Genomic DNA, 18842 nt, shown 5'->3' with positions numbered 1-18842 from the left:
TGGCATTTTTGTGTGCACTTATGTCGTTACTGCCCCGAAAAGTTACACCCAATTCCCCGCCTCACCTGGCTTCCTTCCTCCACTGGCGTTCGCCAAAAAATAAATACCTGTTTAAACGGTCAGCTTTAAATCGCCGTATTTCAGCTAGTTATTCAAAGACCATAACGAAACGAAATTAGCGTTACGTTGGATAGATCCGTAAGTGGCATAAATCTGGCTTGAGTCGCCAAGTGTTTTGTATACAACATTTATAAAACATACACACACTTTAGATCCGCAAGCCTGAAGCGCCCTATCCCGTACAGGCTGCAGATGCCCCGTAACCAATGATGCTCGCCCGCCGCGACGAAGATTTGTCGAGCCCCGCGCTCATGCACAGTCATCGCAGCGCCGAGAATCAGGAGCCTGCCGGAATGCGTACAAGTCTCTCCAATAACATCGCGCTGGATCTGCCCTCCTCCACCACTGCCCCCGATGACAACGCCGCAGCCTCCCTGGCCTTGAGCCCGCGGCTGCACAACAAGGACCTGGCGCCGACCAAGGCCGAAGGTCGCCGCTGGGGCCGCTACAGCATCTTTGCCCTGTGGACCAACGACGTGCACAACATCGCCAACTATTCCTTCGCCATCGGTCTGTATGCCCTGGGGCTGGGTGGCTGGCAGATCTTGCTGTCCCTGGGGATAGGCGCGGCACTGGTGTATGGCTTCATGAACCTGTCCGGCTACATGGGCCAGAAAACCGGGGTGCCGTTCCCGGTGATCAGCCGGATCAGCTTCGGGATCCACGGTGCGCAGATTCCTGCGTTGATCAGGGCGGTCATTGCGATTGCCTGGTTCGGGATCCAGACCTACCTGGCGTCGGTGGTGTTCCGCGTGTTGCTGGTGGCGATCCATCCGGGCTTCGCCGACTACGACCGCGACTCGATCCTCGGCCTGTCGAGCCTGGGCTGGGTGTGTTTCGTGGCGATCTGGTTCGTGCAACTGGTGATCCTGGCCTACGGCATGGAGACGGTGCGCCGTTATGAAGGTTTCGCCGGTCCGGTGATCCTGGTGACCGTCGCGGCCCTGGCCGGTTGGATGTACACCCAGGCCGGCGCCACCATTGCCTGGTCGATCCGCGAGCCGCTGACCGGTGGCGAAATGTGGCGCAATATCTTTGCCGGCGGCGCGCTATGGTTGTCGATCTACGGTACCTTGATCCTCAATTTCTGCGACTTCGCCCGCTCATCGCCATGCCGCCGAACCATCATCGTCGGCAATTTCTGGGGCCTGCCGGTGAACATCCTGGTGTTTGCCGGGATCACCATCCTGCTCTGCGGTGCGCAGTTCCAGATCAACGGGCAAATCATCGAAAGCCCGACCCAGGTCGTCGCCTCGATCCCCAACACGTTTCTTCTGGTGCTGGGCTGCCTGGCCTTCCTGATCGTCACCGTGGCGGTGAACATCATGGCCAACTTCGTCGCCCCGGCGTTCGTGCTCAGCAACCTGGCGCCCAAGTACCTGACCTTCCGCCGCGCCGGGCTGATCAGCGCCGCCATTGCCGTACTGATCCTGCCGTGGAACCTGTACAACAGCCCACTGGTGATCGTGTATTTCCTGTCCGGCCTCGGCGCCCTGCTCGGGCCGCTGTACGGGGTGATCATGGTCGACTACTGGCTGCTGCGAAAAGGCCGTATCAACGTGCCGCAACTGTACAGCGAGGACCCAAACGGTGCGTATTTCTACAGCAAGGGCGTCAACCTGCGTGCGGTGGCGGCATTCATTCCGGCCGCGCTGATCGCGATCATCCTGGCCCTGGTACCCGGTTTTGACGCCGTCTCACCGTTTTCCTGGCTGATTGGCGCTTCGATTGCAGGGCTGCTGTACCTGATCATCGCCAAGCGCGAAGCGTATTACGAGGACGTCAGCGGCGAATCCATCGCTGTGGATAACGTTCATCATTGATCCCTCAAACGGCCCGGCCGGTACGGGCCGCCTACTTTCATGCATCAAGGAGGACAGCTCATGCGAATTCTCGTGGTCAACGTCAACACCACCGAATCCATCACCCAGGCCATCGCCCGCCAGGCCCAGGCCGTGGCCGCGCCGGGCACCGAGATCGTCGGGCTCACGCCGCATTTCGGTGCCGATTCCATCGAGGGCAATTTTGAAAGCTACCTGGCGGCCATTGCGGTGATGGACCGGGTGATGTCCTACGACCAGCCGTTCGACGCGGTGATCCAGGCCGGCTACGGCGAACATGGCCGCGAAGGTCTGCAAGAACTGCTGAACGTGCCGGTAGTGGACATCACCGATGCCGGTGCCAGTACCGCCATGTTCCTCGGCCACGCTTATTCGGTGGTCACCACCCTGGACCGCACCGTGCCGCTGATCGAAGACCGGCTCAAGCTGTCCGGCCTGTTCGACCGCTGCGCCTCGGTACGGGCCAGCGGCCTGGCGGTGCTGGAGCTTGAGCAGGACCCGCAGCGGGCGGTCGAGGCCATCGTGCGCCAGGCCGAACTGGCGGTCAGCCAGGACAAGGCCGAAGTGATCTGCCTGGGCTGCGGCGGCATGGCCGGGCTCGATGAGCAGATCCGCCAGCGCACCGGAGTGCCGGTGGTCGATGGCGTGACGGCGGCGGTGACCATTGCCGAATCACTGGTGCGGCTGGGGTTATCGACCTCGAAAGTGCGCACCTACGCCACGCCTCGGCCCAAGACCATCATTGGCTGGCCGGGGCGGTTTGGGCGGTGAGCTCACAGGCTTGGACCGAGGTGCCTTGAATCGCGAGCAAGCTCGCTCCCACAGGGTTTGTGGTGTTCACAAAACTGCTGATCAGCCCCTCCAACTGTGGGAGCGAGCTTGCTCGGCGATTGAGGCCAACGCGGTCCAGCGCCCAACTCAAACCGCACTGAACCGCCGCGCCAACCCCTGCTCGGCAAACTGCTCGATGATGAAATCCACGAACACCCGCGTCTTGCCCGGCAGCAACTTATGCTCGGCGTAGTAAATGGAGATATTGCCGTCATCGACGTACCAGTCCGGCAGCACCCGTTGCAGCGCGCCGGACTCCAGATAGGGCACGGCCACCGGCATGCTCACCAGCCCGATGCCCAGCCCTTGGGCCGCGGCCGCGCAGTCGGCTTCCGAATCGCTCATGGTCATGCGGGTCTTGAGCATGAGCGGGCTGTGTTGCTGGGTTCGGCTGGTCAGTTGCCAGGAGCGCACGCGGCCGGTTTGTGGCGAGCGAATCAGGATGCCCTGGTGCTGCGCCAGATCTTCCGGTTCCACCAATGCAGCGTGGGTGTTCAGGTAGTCCGTGGATGCAACCAGCACCCGATGAGCCACCGTCAACTTGCGCGCCACCACGCCCTGGGGCAGCTCGAAACCACCGCCGATGGCGGCATCGAACCCCTGGCCGATCAGGTCTACCTGGCGGTTATCGAAATGCCAATCGGGGTTGATCGCCGGGTAGCGCCGCAAAAACTCCCCGAGTAATGGCACGACATACAAGCGACCGAACGCCGTGCCCATGCTCACCTTCAGCGTTCCCGCCGGTTGCCCGCCGGCGCTGGCCAGGTTGGCGACGGCGTTCTGGATGGTGTTGAAGCTGCTGCCGACTTCCCTCAGGAACAACTGGCCGGCTTCAGTCAGCCTCAGGCTGCGGGTACTACGCTGGAACAGGCGCACCCCCATCCGCGCCTCCAGCTTGGCGACGCTTTTACCCACCGCCGCTGGGGTCACGCTCAAGCGTCGCGCCGCCTCGGCAAAGCTGCCGACTTCGGCGCTGCGCACAAAGCATTCGATACTGTTGAAGGTCTCCATGGGCCTCACTCTAAACTTTTGGTTTAGACAGACTATAGCAATGACGGTCTACACAGCCCACGACGCCTTCTTGATACTCGCTCCATCACCGCGGCACTTCGCCCCGGCACTTTTTGGAGAACATCATGAGTACCCAAGCACTGAACGGTAAAGTCGCCTTGATCCAGGGCGGTTCTCGCGGCATCGGCGCCGCCATCGTCAAACGCCTTGCCGCAGAAGGCGCCGCCGTGGCCTTCACCTACGTCAGCTCTGGCGCAAAATCAGAAGAATTGCAGAACAGCATCACCGCAGCGGGCGGCAAGGCCTTGGCAATCAAGGCGGACAGCGCCGACGCCGACGCCGTTCGTAACGCCGTCGCCGCCACCGTCGAAGCTTTCGGGCGTTTGGATATCCTGGTCAATAACGCGGGCGTGCTGGCCATGGGGCCGCTGGATGAATTCAAACTCGAAGATTTCGACCAGACCCTGGCCGTCAACGTGCGCAGCGTGTTCGTCGCCACCCAGGCGGCAGCGCGGCACATGGGCGAAGGTGGCCGGGTCATCAACATCGGCAGCACCAACGCCGACCGCATGCCCTTCGTCGGTGGCGCGACCTACGCCATGAGCAAATCCGCGCTGGTGGGCCTGACCAAAGGCCTGGCCCGCGACCTCGGCCCGCGCGGCATCACCGTCAACAACGTGCAGCCCGGCCCGGTGGACACCGACATGAACCCGGCCGACAGTGACTTCGCCTCCAGCCTGTTGTCGCTGATGGCCGTCGGGCGCTACGGCAATGTCGATGAAATCGCCAGTTTCGTCGCCTACCTGGCAGGGCCGGAAGCCGGTTATATCACCGGCGCCAGCCTGACCATCGACGGTGGTTTCGGCGCCTGATCCGAGCCGATCATTGTGGCGAGGGAGCCTGCTCCCGCGGGGCTGCGCAGCAGCCCTTCGCTGTCAGGCCCACTCCAGCTCCGGCAGACCGCAAAGGCTCGGCTGGAACATTTTCAAGGAGCGGATGATCCCGTCGGCATGGGCGTATTTTTCGTCCGCCATGGCCGAATCCGGAATGGCAATGGCGGTCATGCCGGCGGCTTTCGCGGCTGTCACGCCGAACGGCGAATCTTCGAACACCAGGCAGTCGCGCGGCTCGACACCCAGGCGCCGGGCGGCGGTGAGGAAGATATCCGGTGCCGGTTTCGCCGCACCGACCTCCGGATCATCGGCCGTCACGATGCAATCGAACAGCGCGAACCAGTCCCGGTGCAACGTGGTTTTCAGCGCGAACGTGGGGCTGGACGAACTGGTACCCACCGCAATGGGAATGTTGTGGGCCTTGAGATGCCGCACCAGTTCCTCGGCACCGGGCATGCCCAGGGCGTGAGGAAAACGCTCGCGCATCAAGGGCTCGCGGATGACCAGGAATTCCTGGGGGGTGATCGGCAACTCCAGGGCCTGGACGACGTAATTGGCCAGGTCCGTGGCCCCGCGCCCGATGATGTTCTGCTTGACGCTCCAATCGAACGTGCGCCCGTAGCGCTCGGCGATGATGGAGGTGACCTCGGTGTAGATCCCCTCGGTGTCCAGCAACAGCCCATCCATGTCGAAAATCACAGCTTTGATCGGGCCAAACTCTTTCAGCGGTGCATTCATCGCATCTGATCCGTTATCAACACAACATTCCAGGGATGGCTCAGGTGCGGCCAGGGCAGCGTGTTCGCCTTAAAGGATTCAGCAGGATAACGAACGGGGCTTGGAACCGGCAATGGTAAATCTGAGGATGAGCTTTGTGGCGAGGGAGCTTGCTCCCGCTCGGTTGCGCAGCGACCGCAGGATCGTGGGGCTGCTTCGCAACCCAGCGGGAGCAAGCTCCCTCGCCACTCATGTAGGTTGATGATGGGAGGTTACTGGCCGGAGCCGCCCGACCCCGAACCACTGCCGCCCGAGCTGCCACCGCTGTCACTGGTACCGCTTCCGCCGTTGGTCCCACCGCCCGCGTCGGCACCGCCCATCGTGCTGCCGCCACTCAGCGAACCGCTGCCCGTGCCGGGGCTGGTGCTGCTGCCGCTGGCATCGCCGCCATTGCCGCCGCCCACAGAGCCCGGAGGCAAGGCGTTCTCGCTGGCACCGGACTTGGAGCCGGCTTCCATTTCCGAGGACGGTGGCATCCCGCCCTTGTCCACGGGGGGCGTGCCGCTCGAAGATTGTGCGAAAGCGGCCAATGAACTGACGGAAAGAATCCCGGCGAGTGTCAGCGCTGTCATGTTGGACTTCATCATGGTGAGTCTCCTTTTCAAGATACTTACCTGATGTCTGGCACGCGTGGCGGGGCGATGGTGCCACTGAATCGACAGGCGGGCCCGTCGATCAGCTCGGCGTGCCAGAGGCGTCGTCACCGGCGATGTCCGGATCATCCGGAGTCGCTTCGACGTCCTCGTCGTCGCTGGGCACCTGCTCGACGCCCGCCTCGTCATCGGGCGGGAGCTGGTCGCGGCTCAGCGGGTTGGTGGGCGATGGTAGCGGGTATTCTGGGGTTTCTTCGTCATTGGGAACGGGGGAATCGGCAGTCATACAATCTCCCGACAGGTGCACGCACCTGTCCTGCAGCTTAGAGAACGCGGACGATCAGTTTGCACGCCTTCACTCGTAGGATTCGTCCTCGAGTTCAGCGTCTTCATCGTCGAGCAAGGGCACCTGGGCGTCATCCATCAGGGAACCGGGGTCTTCGTTGCCCGGGTCGTTGGGGCCTGGATCATTGATGAAGGGCACGCCCGTCGGGCCCTTTTCTTCCTTGCCTTCGGTTTCCGGCGTCATGGCACACCTCGCGATTGCTGATGGATGTATGAATTTGAGGTGGGGGGACAGCAATCGTTCCTGAGAAATGTTCAGGGGGCCTGTTCACGGAAATGGCAGGTCAATAAAAAACCCGGCACAGAGACCGGGTCTTTTCATCCAAGCATCCGCTTAACGATGATTTCTCTTGTGCTTGTACTTGTGCTTCTTGCCGCCGGAGTGACCGTCGTTGTCATTGGACAGGTTGCTGCCCAACGCGCCGCCCGCCGCGCCGCCGACGCCAGCACCGATGGTGGAACCGGTGGAGCCGCCCAGACGGTTACCGACGATCGAACCACCGGCCGACCCCAGGCCACCGCCGATGGCGGCTTCCGTGCGGCTGCCCTTGCGCGCGCCCACGGCGCTGCCGGCTGCGCCGCCGACACCCGCGCCGATCGCGGCGCCTGTGCTGCCGCCCATCTGCTGGCCGACCACGTTGCCCAACACACCGCCCAGACCGCCGCCGACTGCAGCGGTACCGTCACCGGCAGCCATCGCGCCCTGGGCAACCACCAACCCCAGTACCAAGGTGGACAAAGTCAAACGCATGATAGAAACCTCAAGAATGCCGCATCGGGGAGAAATGGCCAGTGCGCGCGGGCGCGAGTGTACGCCAAACGCGTCAGCCATGACGGTTGGACAACGAAACGGCGGATTATTTTATGACAGGCAAAAAAAAGCCCGCTGGGGAAACGGGCAGGTACTGCTTTCTAACGGATGAGCTGAGAGTACGTACCTGCTTGTGAAAGAAACGTGAAAGAAACCGCCGGCTGAGAAAATATGAAAAATATTTACGCAAAGACCGGAATGCTCCCCGTAGGAGCTGCCGAAGGCTGCGATCTTTTACCTTTCGCTTTGGATTCAATCGACAGGAGAAAGATCGCAGCCCGGTGGGAGCCTGTCACTTCTTGACCGGAACCCTGGGCAAAAACTTGGCTTTCTCCCCTCGCTGCACTTTGGCCACCTTCGTCCTGATGGACTTGATCGGCTCGTCGCCAAAGTCTGCATGGTAGGTCGACTGACCACACTGCAATCCTTCATTGATCGGATACGCGGCTCCGTGCTCCTCGCTGTACGATGCTCCCATTGCATTTCCCCTTTCATTGAGGTCCATACCGACAACAACCGGTTGCCTGACAATATCGACCTTCACAACAATGAGACTAGCCGGTCATCAACAGACTGTTTATTCAACAAGCCTCTTCGCCGACGAGTGGAACTCACTGTTTCAAAAAGGAAACACTCATTCAGCACCCAGCATCGTCCGGTTCAAAACCCGGGAAACCTGGTCGGCCGAATAGGGTTTGGACAAGAACTCAAAGCCTTCATGACCACTGTGGGCCAACTCTTCGCTGTAGCCGGAAGTGAGCACCACTGGCAGATCCGGGCGACGCTGGCGCAGCTCCCGGGCCAAGGCGATACCGCCGATGCCTGGCATCACCACGTCAGAAAATACCGCGTCGAATGCCATCGCATCCGGCCCGACCATTTCCAGCGCTTCTTCGGCGTTGGTCGCCCAGGCGGTTTCGTAGCCCAGGTCCTGGAGGATCTGGTTGGCAAAACGCCCCACCTCCAGGTTGTCTTCCACGATCAACACCCGGCGCTTGCCCTTTTCCAGCACCAGGTGCGTGACCTCCTCCCTGAGCGGCTCGTGGTTTTGCTCTGGCGCCACTTCCGGAAGGTACAACGTGAACACCGCGCCCTCGCCCACCACAGTCGAAACATCGACGTTGCCACCGGACTGCTTGGCGAAGCCGAACACCTGTGACAAGCCCAACCCCGTGCCCTTGCCCACTTCCTTGGTGGTGAAGAAGGGTTCGAAGATGTGTTCGAGCACTTGCGAGTCAATACCGGTACCGGTGTCAGCCAAGGCAATGGCAGCAAAGGACTGCCCGGCCCCGGCATGACCACGGATCGGCGGCATGCCACCGTCGCAACTGAGCCGAAGCCACAGCGTGCCCTGGCCATTCATGGCATCCCGGGCATTGAGGGCCATGTTGATCAACGCCGTCTCGAACTGGCTCAGGTCCGCGCGGATGTAACAGGGCCGATCGCACAACTCGACGTTGACCTGGATCCGCGCCCCGGTGACGGTTTGCAGCATGTCCCCCAGGCTCAGCACTTGCTTGGCCACATCGATGACTTCTGGCTTCAACGGCTGGCGCCGGGCAAACGCGAGCAACTGGCTGGTCAACTTGGAGGCGCGCTCCACCGTTTCCGAAACCGCCGTCATGTAGCGTTGCCGGCGCTCTTCGGACAAGTTGGGCATACGCAGGAAGTCCACCGAAGAACGGATGATCGTCAGCAGGTTGTTGAAATCATGGGCCACGCCGCCGGTGAGCTGGCCGATGGCTTCAAGTTTTTGCGACTGGCGCAGCGCCGCTTCGGTCTGTTTCAAACGCGTGGTGCGTTCCTCGACCCGTTCTTCCAGCGTCGCGTTCAATTCGGCCAGGGCCGCCAACCCTTCGCGCACGGCAGCGTCGGCACGGGCGCGCTCGATGTGGGCCCAGGAACGCTCGGTGACTTCCATCAGCAGCGCCAGATCGTTGGATGACCAGACCCGCGGCGTTTTGTCGTGAATGGCCATCAGCGCGGTCAATCGCCCGCCCTTGATCAACGGCACGCAAATGGTAGCCGCGATACCAATGGCCTGGAACGTCGCCGCTTCCTCCGGCGCCAGCTCCTTGAGGTTATCGTTGATCACCAGCGGCTTGCCGGCCCGCAGGTTGGCGACGGCCAGCCGACCAAAATCAGCCAGCCGATAATGCCCGAGGATATGGGGCGAACCCGCCCTGGCCCAATCGCCGCGAATGGTGAAGCCGTCCTCGTCCTCATCCATGTCCGCATAGGCACAATTGGACAGGTTCAAGTGCGCCGCCAGAATCCGCGTGGTGGTCGCCATGATGGCCTGCGGGTCGGTAGCGTTGGCCACCGCATTGCCAATGGCATCCAGCACCGCCAGCCGTTGGGTCATGAACACCGTGGACGTGGTCTCGGTGACCGTATCCAACATGCCCACCACCGTGCCGAACTGGTCACGGATGGGGCTATAGCAGAACGTGAAATAAGCCTGCTCAGGACCGCCGCCGCGCTCGATGACCAGGGGGAAGTTCTCTATATAAGTGGCTTGCCCATCGAAGGCCGCGCGCACGATCGGCCCGATATCGTTCCAGACCTCCCGCCACACCTCATCGAACCGCCGCCCCAGCGCCTCGGGCTTGCTGCCGAGGATCGGCAGGAACGCATCGTTGTACAACGTGATCAGGTCCGGCCCCCACACGATGGCCTGGGGAAAATGCGAGGCGAGGCTCAGCGCCACCGTGGTCTTCAACACATCAGGCCACTGCGAAGGCGGCCCGAGCGGCGTGCCCTCCCAAGGATGACGGCGGACCCGCTCAGCCATTTCTCCAGAGCTCTGAAGCCAATCTGTCATTGCGTTCGATCCTTCTGAGACGCCAATACCAACGAGGGGGAAACGCTTGTGACCCCAGGCAGGGTCGTATTATCCCGCGACGGGTGGGAATGCGCGATTGGATTGTGGGAGGCGTCGGGGGGCAAATGGGGGGTGAAGGGCGGAAATCGGGGGTTAGGCTACAGAAATGTCTTACATATCGTTGGGAATGGGCTTGATGTAGGTGAAGAGACTGCCAAGTTGTAAGACATACAGCTCGGATGCTTACGACGATGGCAACGTCCTACATATGATTGGGAATCCCCTTCGCTATCAATCCCTTGCGTATTTTTTACGGCGGCGACTATAGTCTTGGCGTCGCCCAAATGGTGGCCGGGTTTGGCGACCCGCAGTGGGCAAAACTATCCAGTGGAGCTTACTTATGAATCAATACATGGGCCTGACCAGCAACGCCGACGACCAACCCCTCTACGTCGATACCACCGCCCCGCTACACATCCTGCTCGACTCAGCTGCCTACCGAATCCGTGCCGCGACCCAATTCCTGGAGAACCTGGCGATGCGTGATGAACTGACCATCGATCCCGCGACCTTGCAAGATCTGGCGCAACTTTGCTGCATCCCGCTACGTGATGGGTGTGACGTGATGGATGTGATTGCACGACGATTGGATGCGGCACCGGCAGGTTCCACGCCATAAGCCTGCCCGCCGACAACCTGTGGCGAGGGAGCTTGCTCCCGCTGGGCTGCGCAGCGGCCCCTTTTTGTGAGCGCTGCGCACTCAAGCGGGAGCAAGCTCCCTCGCCACGGGTGCATCGTCGACCTGAACTACTCGACCATCCCGTTATAAACAACAGTCGCAGCGCCCTCCTTCTTGACCATGAGCTTGTTCCCTTCCGCCATGGCCTCGACCAACTCAGAACACCCCTCCACTTCACGCTTGCCATCAACCCGCTCGGCCTGGGTGTCGAAACTGAATACATAAGTGGACGCAGGGCAAGCATTGCCGCCCTCGCCCGTGGAAACCACCAGCACATACTTGCTCGGGCCAAACGTGTAAGCCTTTTCAATCGTCACATAACCGGTGTACTCGGCCTGCTCGACAACGGACTCCATGACGTTCATCACACCCGTCCGCGATTGATAATTCAGCGCAGTTGCCATCGCCTCAGTCTGAGTCGTGAAAGGTCCGGCACGCTCGGTATTGACGGGCAGCGGTTGATAGGCAACGCCCGGCGGCGCGGGAGGTGCGGCTTGAGTCTTGGCGGTGGTTTTTGCAACAGGGCTTCGCTGGAGTTGAGGGCTGTCGCATTGGCCGTTTTTGCAGATGAAATCGCCTTGGCAATCGATGTCTTCCGAGCACGAGTTCGTTTCTTCGAAGGTGCTCTGGTCGGCCTTGGCGTAACCGACGACGGCCAGTGTCAGGAGGGTGCAGGCGAGCAAACGCTTCATCGGTGAAGTCCTTTTCTTGGATGGTGGTTGGATGATAATTGCAAAACATTCCGGGATTGTCTCTGTCGCCTCCGTTTTCCAGTGTCCGGTGGTCCCACTTTGGTTTACAGACTAGCCTTCCAAATGCCCGCACAAGGACGAACCATGGCTGACCGCAAACAACTCCACCAAGACGGCTACATTCTGCTCCGTCGAGCGATCCCGAACGAGTGGCTGGCTGACTTGCGTAGCGTGTTCGATGCAGGCGTGCGACCGTCGGATCAATGGCCAGTGCCCCGTGGCATGGACTGGCGCTATTCGATGCTGGACGATGATTCGAGGATTCAAGCCGTGTGTCGTCTACCCCAGCTACTGGCGGTGGCAGGTGAGTTGATCGGCGAACAATTCTTCCTCTCCCAAGTGGAAGGCCGCGAGCCCCTTGCCGGTGGCGGCCAGCAACCACTGCACCGCGATCTGTCGGCCCAACGACCAGGCGACATCGCCATCGCCCTGGCATTCTTCGACGATTACGGCCCCGAGAACGGCGCGACACGGATCGTCCCCGGCAGCCATCGCCCCGAGCCGGATGCGCCCCCCTTCGACTTCAATGACGAGTCACGCGCTGTACAGCTTTCAGGCAGTGCCGGTGACATCCTGGTGTTCGATGTGGACCTGGTGCACGCGGGCAGCCTGAACGCGATTGGCGCACGCCGTCGCTCCATCCTGATCAGCTACTTCTCGGAATCGCTCTACGCGTCACACCTGGAAACCGTGGCGCTGCGCAATATTCGCATGGACACCCGCGATCGATTCGCCCCCTCGGCGTTTACTTTCGAGGGCTAGTTTTTTGGGTCGATGAAAGTTGTGCGCAACGGTTCGAATCTGAGCTTTAATGCCCGGGCTTTTTGAGAACCCCATTCGTCTGATCAAGGAAGAAACGACATTGAAAACAGCTTTCGGCGCCCTGTTGTTGGCCTGCCTGACAACGACCGCATTGGCTGACGAAGCCCCCATCGGTTTTCAATCTTCCAACCTGCCGGATCCACACAATGGCCGCGCACTGGAGATGGTGGTCTGGTACCCGAGCGCAACCACCACGGCCCCGCAACTGATCGCCGATAATGCGGTGTTTGTCGGCGCGTCCGCCGTGCGTAACGCGCCGCCAACTGCGGGCGAACATCCATTGGTGGTGCTCTCCCACGGCTACAGGGGTAACTGGAGCAACCAGATTTGGTTGGCCAGCGCCTTGGCCCAGAAGGGTTACATCGTCGCCGCCATCAACCACCCCGGCAGCACCACCCATGACCGTAGCCCCCAAGCAGCGGCGCAGTTATGGCAGCGCCCTGTCGACCTGCGCCGGGCCATCGATGCGGTCACGACTCACCCTGAAAAATTTGGCCGGGTCGCCAATGATCGAATTGCAGCCGTGGGCCATTCCCTCGGCGGCTGGACCGCCCTGGAGATCGCCGGCGCTCGCTTCGACCCAGAGCGCTTCACCCAGGACTGCAAAGCCCATTCGCAGTTATCCAGCTGCACGGTTTACGAACAGATGAACCCCGCCAGCACCTCAGAAGCAAAGACCGAACTGGCCGCCGATTGGCGCGATAAACGTGTTACTGCGGTGGTGACATTGGACCTGGGCCTTTCGCGGGGTCTGACCGATAAAAGCCTGGCCGCACTGCCGGTCCCCGCCTTGGTGATCGCGGCCGGTGTACCGTCGCAAGAGCTTCCCGCTGAGTTGGAATCTGCCAACCTGGCCAAGCGCCTGCCCCCAGCGTCAAGCCGTTACGTCGAGATCAGCGATGCGAGCCATTTCAGCTTCATGTCGATGTGTAAGCCTGGTGCGCAGGAAATGCTTGAGGAGGAAGTGCCAGGGGATGGGATCATTTGTCGGGATGGTGATGGGGGTCGTGCTCGGGGGGTGATTCAGCAGCAGGTTGCATCGCTGATCGCAGAGTTTTTGGCGCAGTCATCGGGTTATGAAGAAGGTCGTTTGTAATCGAGTGGTGCTGACTTGAAGCGGTTCGACGAGACGCCGGAACAGCCATTTTGCACCCATACAATTTTTGCCCCTTAAAGACCTATACAAAAGAAAAAGAAGGTGTACGATATATCGCCAATGGCTATATGCCATTATTTATTACTCTGCAATAGTGCCCCGTAGAAACTCAAAAATTTCAGGGATGAGCTTGGAAATTGAATATAAAATACGAGAAACGACTGGTTGCATTTATTGATGTGCTTGGCTTTAAAAATCTTGTCTATGCCTCATCAACAGCCTCGATAGATACTTATTATAGCTTCATCCTCTCCAACTTCCACTCCGCAGTGACTAAGCGAAACTTTGATTTCTTACTGATAAGTGATTCGATTGTTATTTACTGCGACGAGTCATCTGAAAATCTCCTTGAGTTGATGAAATTATCAAGCTTACTGCAGTCGGGACTGCTCGCCAAAGGTATTCCTGTTCGAGGAGCAATCTCACACGGCGACCTTTTTGTTGATAAGGCCAACAATATAATTGTTGGCGCAGGCTTGATCAATGCCTACACTCTTGAAGCTGCAGCAAAATACCCCAGGATAATTATTGATCGCTCACTTATCTTGAAGTACTACGGTTCTATGACCGGTGCGCTTGCCGAGTGCGTGGTATCAGGGCTTCCACACTTGTCGAATGTTTCTCATAATGGCGGAGTGGTGGATTATCCATATTTGAATTATGGAAGAATTTTATCTACCTCCATGAGCAATAGACCGTTCGAAGGCGCTCTAAACTTGCTAAAATCCAATTTTTATAAAAATGAAAATACTGAAAAATATGAATGGCTAAGGCACTATCTTATTTGGGCTTTCGATGAGCAGAAAAAGCATCTGGAAGACAAGCTTGAGCTTAATCATAATGAGCGCTCACGCTTGAGAAGAGTTTCAAAATATATCGACTCGTTTGAATCTCTCTGATCCAGATAGGCGTCTATAAAATATGATTATTAAGCTACATTCAACTTGGTTAGGGTTTTGCGCCCAACATGGTTTTTAGCTGTTGGATGGCCCCTTCTGGCCTTTTCTGTTGAAAAAGTAGACCTCCTGTCTGGCCTGCGACGAAATTGGGTCATCGGCCAGTTGGAGGATTCGCAGCATGACGGGACAATTGTCGAGCGGACAAGAGGGGTGGCTTTACTCGTAAACATTGAAGATTACATCCCAGCCTGTCATCTGCTGCGCAACATTCAATCGTTGCCTCGATCTGAGAGATCTGCGCCATTACCTCGCCGATTTCTATAGCCCGATTGATCCTGAACTGATGATTCACCTGCTGATCGTGGGTTACTGCTACGGTATTCGCTCCGAACGCAGGTTGTGCGAAGAGGCTCACTTGAACCTGGCGTATCGCTGCTTCCGTCGAATCGGCCGACGGCTTCCGGTCGCGGCGGCTAGTCATTGGCCGAGAGCTGTCAGATAGATTGTCTCCATTGATGCCGCGAGCCTTACCTGTGACTTAAGCCATTGGGTCAACGCGGCAGGGTCGTTGACGAACAGCCCGTTACTTGTGGATAAGTCAGGTAAACCAGTGTCAGTTTATTCTTCGGTTCAAATCCGTGATCAATCATGCAGCGTTGGGCTTTGGCAGTGCTTCCAATGCTTGCGACCTCTAGATTCGACCCCAGTGGTTTGGCATTGCCGCATGCGTACATTACCGGCAGGGCTTCACTATCATTGGCTACCTGGACTGAGAAATGCTTGGCCGATTCTGTTGAAAAAATCAGCCATGGTTTGCGCATCAGGAAAGCACGCGCCCCAGATTGAATCTTTACTTTTGGCGGAGGCTTCCGGACTCAAATTTCACGTAGCAGCGTGAAAAAAGGAATTTTCACCAGTCAATGATCAGGTAGTTTGGGCAGACCGACTTTTTCATGCTCCATTTTTCATAGGCGTCACGGTATGTCTCTTCCCCAATAGTTTCCGACTTAACTATCCTACGCCTCCACCCCAAAACGGATTCGCCAAGATGTATCTGCGTTCAAGCGTGTTATGCCTATGCCTTTTCAGCACCCTGAGCCAGGCCGCTGTCAACTGTTCTGCCCTGGCGGAAAAGATCTCCGGCACCGTGCCTGAGTTTCATCCGTCGGTGCAAGGCAAGGTCATTGGCACCGGACGCCTGCATTTTCACGAAGCGCCGGATGAAGCCTGTGCCAATAAAAAGATTTTCGTAATACCCGGCGACTCTCTCACCGTTTACGCCAGCCTTGAAGACGAATCATGGCTGGAAGTGAACTTCATCGCCAAGAGTGGCGACGACTACACAGGTTGGGTAAAGGCGGACCGGGTCGAGATTGGTGTACCTTACGGAGCGCCACCGGACGATGCCGACGAGGCGCCAGCGGGCGATGCCCAGTAATTCAAAATGGGTGTGCCCTTTTTCATTTTTGAAGCGCAGGAGAAACAATGACGGACTCGCCAGAAGGGAGTGCGCTGTTGCCGGCCAGCACACACGGCGACCTCGACGTGGCTGATGCTACGGGTTTCACTGCCTGGGCTCGCGTCTGGGCGGAGCTTGGCGTCGGATGTGCGTCACAAGAGACGTACGAAGCACTCATTCGACGCTACGGCGAGCCGCATCGCGCTTACCACACCCTCCAGCATCTGCAGGAATGCCTTCAGGTGCGCCGGTTCGTCAACGCGGCCTGCCCGGCCCCCGCCGAAGTCGACCTCGCGCTATGGTTCCATGATGCGATCTACGACCCTCTTCGCAGCGACAACGAGCTGCGCAGTGCCCAATGGTTGGATGATGTGGCACGTGATAACGGCCTGGGCGATGAAACGCGACGCAGGCTTTACGAGCTGGTGATGGTGACGCGACACGACGCTGCTCCGGCGTCGGCAGACGAAGCGGTGCTGGTGGACACGGATCTGGCGATTCTTGGGGCATCGTTCGAGCGGTTCGAGGAATACGACCAACAAATTCGCCGCGAGTACCAGTTTGTGCCGCTGTCTGTGTACCGCCAAAAGCGCCGCCAGGTCCTTGAAGGTTTTCTGGCACGGGGGCGCATTTATACGACTGCACCGTACTTCGACGCATTCGAGCAGCAGGCACGGGCCAATCTTGCACGCGCCATCGACCGTCTCGACTGAAGACTGGCGTCATTCGGCAAATCGGCTTTCAGCCATCGGATCAGGCTTCAGATCAACCGATCCACAACCCTCGCATTCCACAACTCCCGATACCGCTCCCGCCACCCAGGACTTCCTTTATCCAGCCACTCCAACGTCGCCTCAACACTTTCAGGGCTGATGATGAAGTGATTGATATGCTCCTCGATCCGCTCTTGCGATAGATACAGCGCGTCCAAGTAACCATTGAAAGAATCCGCCAGCACCACATATTCATCGCCCTGCTGACGACGCCCGGTCCAGGCCGGTAAGCCCGCCACCATTGCCGCCACGTCCTGGCGCCCTTCGCGCAAATCCAGCAGCAAGATACTCGCGCCGCCGTCGCGCCCGATCGGCAACAATCCCGTCGCGGGGAAGCCGGGCTGAGCCCGCAGTTGCTCCAGTTCGAAGGGGTTGGATTCATACTCTTTGTCCGGATCCAGCCCGTACAGTGAAAAGCTGAGCAACTCCTCATCGCCATTGGCGAGCGTGGCCAGCACATCGTATTCCACGTAGGCGCCGTTGCAGGTCTTGAGGAACTGGCGATAGTCGTCCGGCAAGCGGGCACCCAGGCTGGCTTCCAGTTGCGCGATGGCAAGGTCGGTGGCGCCTTCACGGGTGTCTTCGAGGATGAGTCCACGGTAGTCAGTCATTGATGTCTCGAAAGGGTATGGGATGGGACGCGGTATCAATCGATCTTACAAAAAAAGCGACCGATCACTCGGGTTGGTTTTCGGCCGCCCCTCCCGGCCTCACACCACACTCGCCCGATGCAGACTGCTCATATGCCCAACGCCCGCCGCCTTCAACCGGCTCACCAGATCCTCCCTAGCCGCTCGCCCACCGGAACGGACGTACTCCAGTTCCGCAGCCGTGATCAATACCACCGGCACCAACCTGACCGGGGACAAGGGCATGTCATCCAGTTGGGTAGGGAAATCCGGCGCCGGGGCGCCGAGCAGAACGCCGGTGGAGTCGTCATCGGTCACGAAGAGTTTGGGCAGTTGATCGCTCATGTGGTGCGATTGGCTCAGCCCGGGAAGTTCAAGGGATAGCGCCCCGTGCTGGTCGAGTTGGTGGGTGATGCCGCCCGCGTCGGCCACCGTTTTGGCGACGTGTTCCACCAGCTCGAATGCCCAGCTGCGTTTGAAAGGGTCGACCTCTCCCGCCGGGCCATAAGCGTGCTCGGGGATATCCGCGGTTTCGACGAACAATTCCATTTCGAAGCCGTTGCCCATTCCTTCCGTATCATCGAATGGATCGGACAGGCCTTCGGTGGCGAGAATGATCGCGTCGCCGCGGCGAACCACGCGGTAGGCCTGGCGGGTCGAAGGCCAGTACGGGCCGCCGGAAAAAGTCGGACTGATCAGGTAGGAAAGAACATCCTGCTCGACCGTACCGACAGCGCTCCAATGACGATCCAGGCACGCTGCGCCGGCTTCCCGGACGGCCAGATTGGCTGCTTCAGCCTCGGTCAGGTCGCCAAGCTCGTGGGATTGCGGCGCGGGCTGGTCGTTTTGGGTTTCAGGGGTTTTCGATGAACCGAAGAGCTTCTTGAAGAAATTCATGGGCGTTCCTATCCGAAAATTACAGTTGATGTAGGCTCAGTCACTACGCTTGGATCGATTTCAAAAGGATGAATATGACGTTGACGGTCGAAAGTTTGGTGAGCATAGCAATGACCAACCCAATCAACGCACAAATCACCGCGCGCTTGCCTTCACTCGGTTTGAATCAATGCATGCTCACGGCTGGTTGCCTGTTCCAAGCCGTCTGGAATCATCAGTCGCAGCGGCCACCCGCTTGGGGCGTGAAGGATTACGATGTTTTTTACTTCGACCCCGACCTGTCCTGGGAGGCCGAGGATGAAGTGATCCATGCCGCCCAGCGTCTCTTCCAGGACCTCGACGTCAACATCGAGATCAAGAACCAGGCGCGCGTCCACCTTTGGTACGGTCAGCGGTTTGGCAAGCCCTACCCTCAGCTTCAGTCGGCCAAGGATGGCATTGATCGTTACTTGATTGCGGGTACGTGTATTGGGCTGGATGTCGATACCGGTGAGGTCTATGCGCCCTATGGCCTGGACGACATAGAGCAAGGCGTTCTTCGCATGAATCCAAGAAATCCCCAGCCTGACTTGTTCGATGAGAAGGCGAAAAGTTATCAGGCTCGCTGGCCGTGGCTCAGCATCATGGAGAAATGATGCAACCGCCATAATCCTGTGGCGAGGGAGCTTGC

General features: G+C 59.0%; 22 protein-coding genes and 1 pseudogene. 11 read left to right on the top strand and 12 right to left on the bottom strand.

The genetic code is table 11. The annotated features are described in order from the left end of the window. Nucleotides 1–413: 413 nt before the first annotated feature. Nucleotides 414–1943 carry an NCS1 family nucleobase:cation symporter-1 gene (locus tag AO356_RS20850; RefSeq protein ID WP_060741346.1) on the top strand — a complete coding sequence of 510 codons (1530 nt, stop codon included), beginning with the start codon at nt 414–416 and terminating at the stop codon, nt 1941–1943. Between the two features lie 60 nt (nt 1944–2003). Beyond that, the gene (locus tag AO356_RS20845) at nt 2004–2732 is read left to right on the top strand and encodes an aspartate/glutamate racemase family protein (protein ID WP_060741345.1); all 729 of its coding nucleotides are present in this window, start codon (nt 2004–2006) and stop codon (nt 2730–2732) included. A gap of 147 nt (nt 2733–2879) precedes the next feature. Here the strand turns inward: AO356_RS20845 and AO356_RS20840 are convergent, their stop codons facing one another. Continuing rightward, nucleotides 2880–3803, bottom strand: coding sequence for a LysR family transcriptional regulator (locus AO356_RS20840; RefSeq protein WP_060741344.1), 924 nt, complete (start codon nt 3801–3803; stop codon nt 2880–2882). 125 nt (nt 3804–3928) lie between these two features. Between AO356_RS20840 and AO356_RS20835 the strand changes: the two genes are divergently transcribed. Next, nucleotides 3929–4675, top strand: coding sequence for a 3-oxoacyl-ACP reductase family protein (locus AO356_RS20835; protein WP_060741343.1), 747 nt, complete (start codon nt 3929–3931; stop codon nt 4673–4675). Between the two features lie 63 nt (nt 4676–4738). Here the strand turns inward: AO356_RS20835 and AO356_RS20830 are convergent, their stop codons facing one another. From AO356_RS20830 to AO356_RS20805, 7 genes are all read right to left on the bottom strand, one after another. Continuing rightward, nucleotides 4739–5434, bottom strand: a complete 696-nt coding sequence (locus AO356_RS20830) for an HAD-IA family hydrolase (protein WP_060741342.1) — start codon at nt 5432–5434, stop codon at nt 4739–4741. A gap of 251 nt (nt 5435–5685) precedes the next feature. Beyond that, entirely contained in the window at nt 5686–6060 is a 375-nt protein-coding gene (locus tag AO356_RS20825) for a hypothetical protein (protein WP_060741341.1), read from the bottom strand. Nucleotides 6061–6148: 88 nt separating this feature from the next. Next, complete coding sequence (locus AO356_RS20820; RefSeq protein ID WP_060741340.1) at nt 6149–6352, bottom strand: hypothetical protein; 204 nt, start codon at nt 6350–6352, stop codon at nt 6149–6151. Between the two features lie 69 nt (nt 6353–6421). Further along, nucleotides 6422–6595 (bottom strand): hypothetical protein, encoded by a 174-nt coding sequence (locus AO356_RS32865; protein WP_170842313.1) that lies wholly within the window; start codon nt 6593–6595, stop codon nt 6422–6424. Nucleotides 6596–6745: 150 nt separating this feature from the next. Continuing rightward, nucleotides 6746–7162: a glycine zipper domain-containing protein gene (locus AO356_RS20815; RefSeq protein WP_060741339.1), complete on the bottom strand. Its 417-nt coding sequence runs from the start codon at nt 7160–7162 to the stop codon at nt 6746–6748. A 352-nt stretch (nt 7163–7514) separates the two neighbouring features. Beyond that, nucleotides 7515–7727 (bottom strand): hypothetical protein, encoded by a 213-nt coding sequence (locus AO356_RS20810; RefSeq protein ID WP_237140767.1) that lies wholly within the window; start codon nt 7725–7727, stop codon nt 7515–7517. A gap of 129 nt (nt 7728–7856) precedes the next feature. After that, nucleotides 7857–10046 (bottom strand): response regulator, encoded by a 2190-nt coding sequence (locus AO356_RS20805; RefSeq protein ID WP_060741337.1) that lies wholly within the window; start codon nt 10044–10046, stop codon nt 7857–7859. 400 nt (nt 10047–10446) lie between these two features. Between AO356_RS20805 and AO356_RS20800 the strand changes: the two genes are divergently transcribed. Further along, nucleotides 10447–10725, top strand: coding sequence for a hypothetical protein (locus AO356_RS20800; RefSeq protein WP_060741336.1), 279 nt, complete (start codon nt 10447–10449; stop codon nt 10723–10725). Nucleotides 10726–10853: 128 nt separating this feature from the next. On the opposite strand, the gene AO356_RS20795 is transcribed toward AO356_RS20800, so the two are convergent. Further along, on the bottom strand, nt 10854–11477 hold the full coding sequence (locus tag AO356_RS20795; protein WP_060741335.1) for a hypothetical protein: 624 nt from the start codon (nt 11475–11477) through the stop codon (nt 10854–10856). 144 nt (nt 11478–11621) lie between these two features. Between AO356_RS20795 and AO356_RS20790 the strand changes: the two genes are divergently transcribed. The 4 genes and pseudogenes from AO356_RS20790 to AO356_RS31120 all read left to right on the top strand — a co-directional run. Continuing rightward, complete coding sequence (locus AO356_RS20790; RefSeq protein ID WP_060741334.1) at nt 11622–12299, top strand: phytanoyl-CoA dioxygenase family protein; 678 nt, start codon at nt 11622–11624, stop codon at nt 12297–12299. A gap of 100 nt (nt 12300–12399) precedes the next feature. Continuing rightward, the gene (locus tag AO356_RS20785) at nt 12400–13455 is read left to right on the top strand and encodes an alpha/beta hydrolase family protein (protein ID WP_060743163.1); all 1056 of its coding nucleotides are present in this window, start codon (nt 12400–12402) and stop codon (nt 13453–13455) included. A 197-nt stretch (nt 13456–13652) separates the two neighbouring features. Then, the gene (locus AO356_RS20780; protein ID WP_060741333.1) at nt 13653–14414 is read left to right on the top strand and encodes a hypothetical protein; all 762 of its coding nucleotides are present in this window, start codon (nt 13653–13655) and stop codon (nt 14412–14414) included. 178 nt (nt 14415–14592) lie between these two features. Then, nucleotides 14593–14865, top strand: a pseudogene (locus tag AO356_RS31120) (transposase); the annotation flags it as partial. 100 nt (nt 14866–14965) lie between these two features. Here the strand turns inward: AO356_RS31120 and AO356_RS31115 are convergent. Beyond that, nucleotides 14966–15235, bottom strand: a complete 270-nt coding sequence (locus tag AO356_RS31115; protein ID WP_237140766.1) for a hypothetical protein — start codon at nt 15233–15235, stop codon at nt 14966–14968. A 227-nt stretch (nt 15236–15462) separates the two neighbouring features. On the opposite strand from AO356_RS31115, the gene AO356_RS20775 reads away from it, so the two are divergent. Further along, entirely contained in the window at nt 15463–15852 is a 390-nt protein-coding gene (locus tag AO356_RS20775; RefSeq protein ID WP_060741332.1) for a hypothetical protein, read from the top strand. Between the two features lie 47 nt (nt 15853–15899). Next, nucleotides 15900–16586: a hypothetical protein gene (locus tag AO356_RS20770; protein WP_060741331.1), complete on the top strand. Its 687-nt coding sequence runs from the start codon at nt 15900–15902 to the stop codon at nt 16584–16586. A gap of 47 nt (nt 16587–16633) precedes the next feature. Here the strand turns inward: AO356_RS20770 and AO356_RS20765 are convergent, their stop codons facing one another. Together AO356_RS20765 and AO356_RS20760 are read right to left on the bottom strand one after the other, a co-directional pair. After that, nucleotides 16634–17257: an SMI1/KNR4 family protein gene (locus AO356_RS20765; protein ID WP_060741330.1), complete on the bottom strand. Its 624-nt coding sequence runs from the start codon at nt 17255–17257 to the stop codon at nt 16634–16636. Between the two features lie 99 nt (nt 17258–17356). Then, complete coding sequence (locus tag AO356_RS20760) at nt 17357–18172, bottom strand: suppressor of fused domain protein (RefSeq protein WP_060741329.1); 816 nt, start codon at nt 18170–18172, stop codon at nt 17357–17359. Between the two features lie 74 nt (nt 18173–18246). On the opposite strand from AO356_RS20760, the gene AO356_RS20755 reads away from it, so the two are divergent. After that, entirely contained in the window at nt 18247–18807 is a 561-nt protein-coding gene (locus tag AO356_RS20755) for a nucleotidyltransferase family protein (protein WP_060741328.1), read from the top strand. Nucleotides 18808–18842 lie beyond the last annotated feature (35 nt).

This window comes from Pseudomonas fluorescens, from assembly GCF_001307275.1.
GTDB lineage: Bacteria > Pseudomonadota > Gammaproteobacteria > Pseudomonadales > Pseudomonadaceae > Aquipseudomonas > Aquipseudomonas fluorescens_AA.
The sequence above is the reverse complement of the archived record's forward strand: the minus strand, read 5'-3'. Positions and strand labels throughout refer to the sequence as shown.

What these genes read in the sequence shown, in the direction of transcription:
- AO356_RS20850 (WP_060741346.1), top strand. Translation starts at nt 414, where the DNA reads ATGCGTACAAGTCTCTCCAATAACATCGCGCTGGATCTGCCCTCCTCC.
- AO356_RS20845 (WP_060741345.1), top strand. Translation starts at nt 2,004, where the DNA reads ATGCGAATTCTCGTGGTCAACGTCAACACCACCGAATCCATCACCCAG.
- AO356_RS20840 (WP_060741344.1), bottom strand. Translation starts at nt 3,803, where the DNA reads ATGGAGACCTTCAACAGTATCGAATGCTTTGTGCGCAGCGCCGAAGTC.
- AO356_RS20835 (WP_060741343.1), top strand. Translation starts at nt 3,929, where the DNA reads ATGAGTACCCAAGCACTGAACGGTAAAGTCGCCTTGATCCAGGGCGGT.
- AO356_RS20830 (WP_060741342.1), bottom strand. Translation starts at nt 5,434, where the DNA reads ATGAATGCACCGCTGAAAGAGTTTGGCCCGATCAAAGCTGTGATTTTC.
- AO356_RS20825 (WP_060741341.1), bottom strand. Translation starts at nt 6,060, where the DNA reads ATGATGAAGTCCAACATGACAGCGCTGACACTCGCCGGGATTCTTTCC.
- AO356_RS20820 (WP_060741340.1), bottom strand. Translation starts at nt 6,352, where the DNA reads ATGACTGCCGATTCCCCCGTTCCCAATGACGAAGAAACCCCAGAATAC.
- AO356_RS32865 (WP_170842313.1), bottom strand. Translation starts at nt 6,595, where the DNA reads ATGACGCCGGAAACCGAAGGCAAGGAAGAAAAGGGCCCGACGGGCGTG.
- AO356_RS20815 (WP_060741339.1), bottom strand. Translation starts at nt 7,162, where the DNA reads ATGCGTTTGACTTTGTCCACCTTGGTACTGGGGTTGGTGGTTGCCCAG.
- AO356_RS20810 (WP_237140767.1), bottom strand. Translation starts at nt 7,727, where the DNA reads ATGGACCTCAATGAAAGGGGAAATGCAATGGGAGCATCGTACAGCGAG.
- AO356_RS20805 (WP_060741337.1), bottom strand. Translation starts at nt 10,046, where the DNA reads ATGACAGATTGGCTTCAGAGCTCTGGAGAAATGGCTGAGCGGGTCCGC.
- AO356_RS20800 (WP_060741336.1), top strand. Translation starts at nt 10,447, where the DNA reads ATGAATCAATACATGGGCCTGACCAGCAACGCCGACGACCAACCCCTC.
- AO356_RS20795 (WP_060741335.1), bottom strand. Translation starts at nt 11,477, where the DNA reads ATGAAGCGTTTGCTCGCCTGCACCCTCCTGACACTGGCCGTCGTCGGT.
- AO356_RS20790 (WP_060741334.1), top strand. Translation starts at nt 11,622, where the DNA reads ATGGCTGACCGCAAACAACTCCACCAAGACGGCTACATTCTGCTCCGT.
- AO356_RS31115 (WP_237140766.1), bottom strand. Translation starts at nt 15,235, where the DNA reads ATGCGCAAACCATGGCTGATTTTTTCAACAGAATCGGCCAAGCATTTC.
- AO356_RS20775 (WP_060741332.1), top strand. Translation starts at nt 15,463, where the DNA reads ATGTATCTGCGTTCAAGCGTGTTATGCCTATGCCTTTTCAGCACCCTG.
- AO356_RS20770 (WP_060741331.1), top strand. Translation starts at nt 15,900, where the DNA reads ATGACGGACTCGCCAGAAGGGAGTGCGCTGTTGCCGGCCAGCACACAC.
- AO356_RS20765 (WP_060741330.1), bottom strand. Translation starts at nt 17,257, where the DNA reads ATGACTGACTACCGTGGACTCATCCTCGAAGACACCCGTGAAGGCGCC.
- AO356_RS20760 (WP_060741329.1), bottom strand. Translation starts at nt 18,172, where the DNA reads ATGAATTTCTTCAAGAAGCTCTTCGGTTCATCGAAAACCCCTGAAACC.
- AO356_RS20755 (WP_060741328.1), top strand. Translation starts at nt 18,247, where the DNA reads ATGACGTTGACGGTCGAAAGTTTGGTGAGCATAGCAATGACCAACCCA.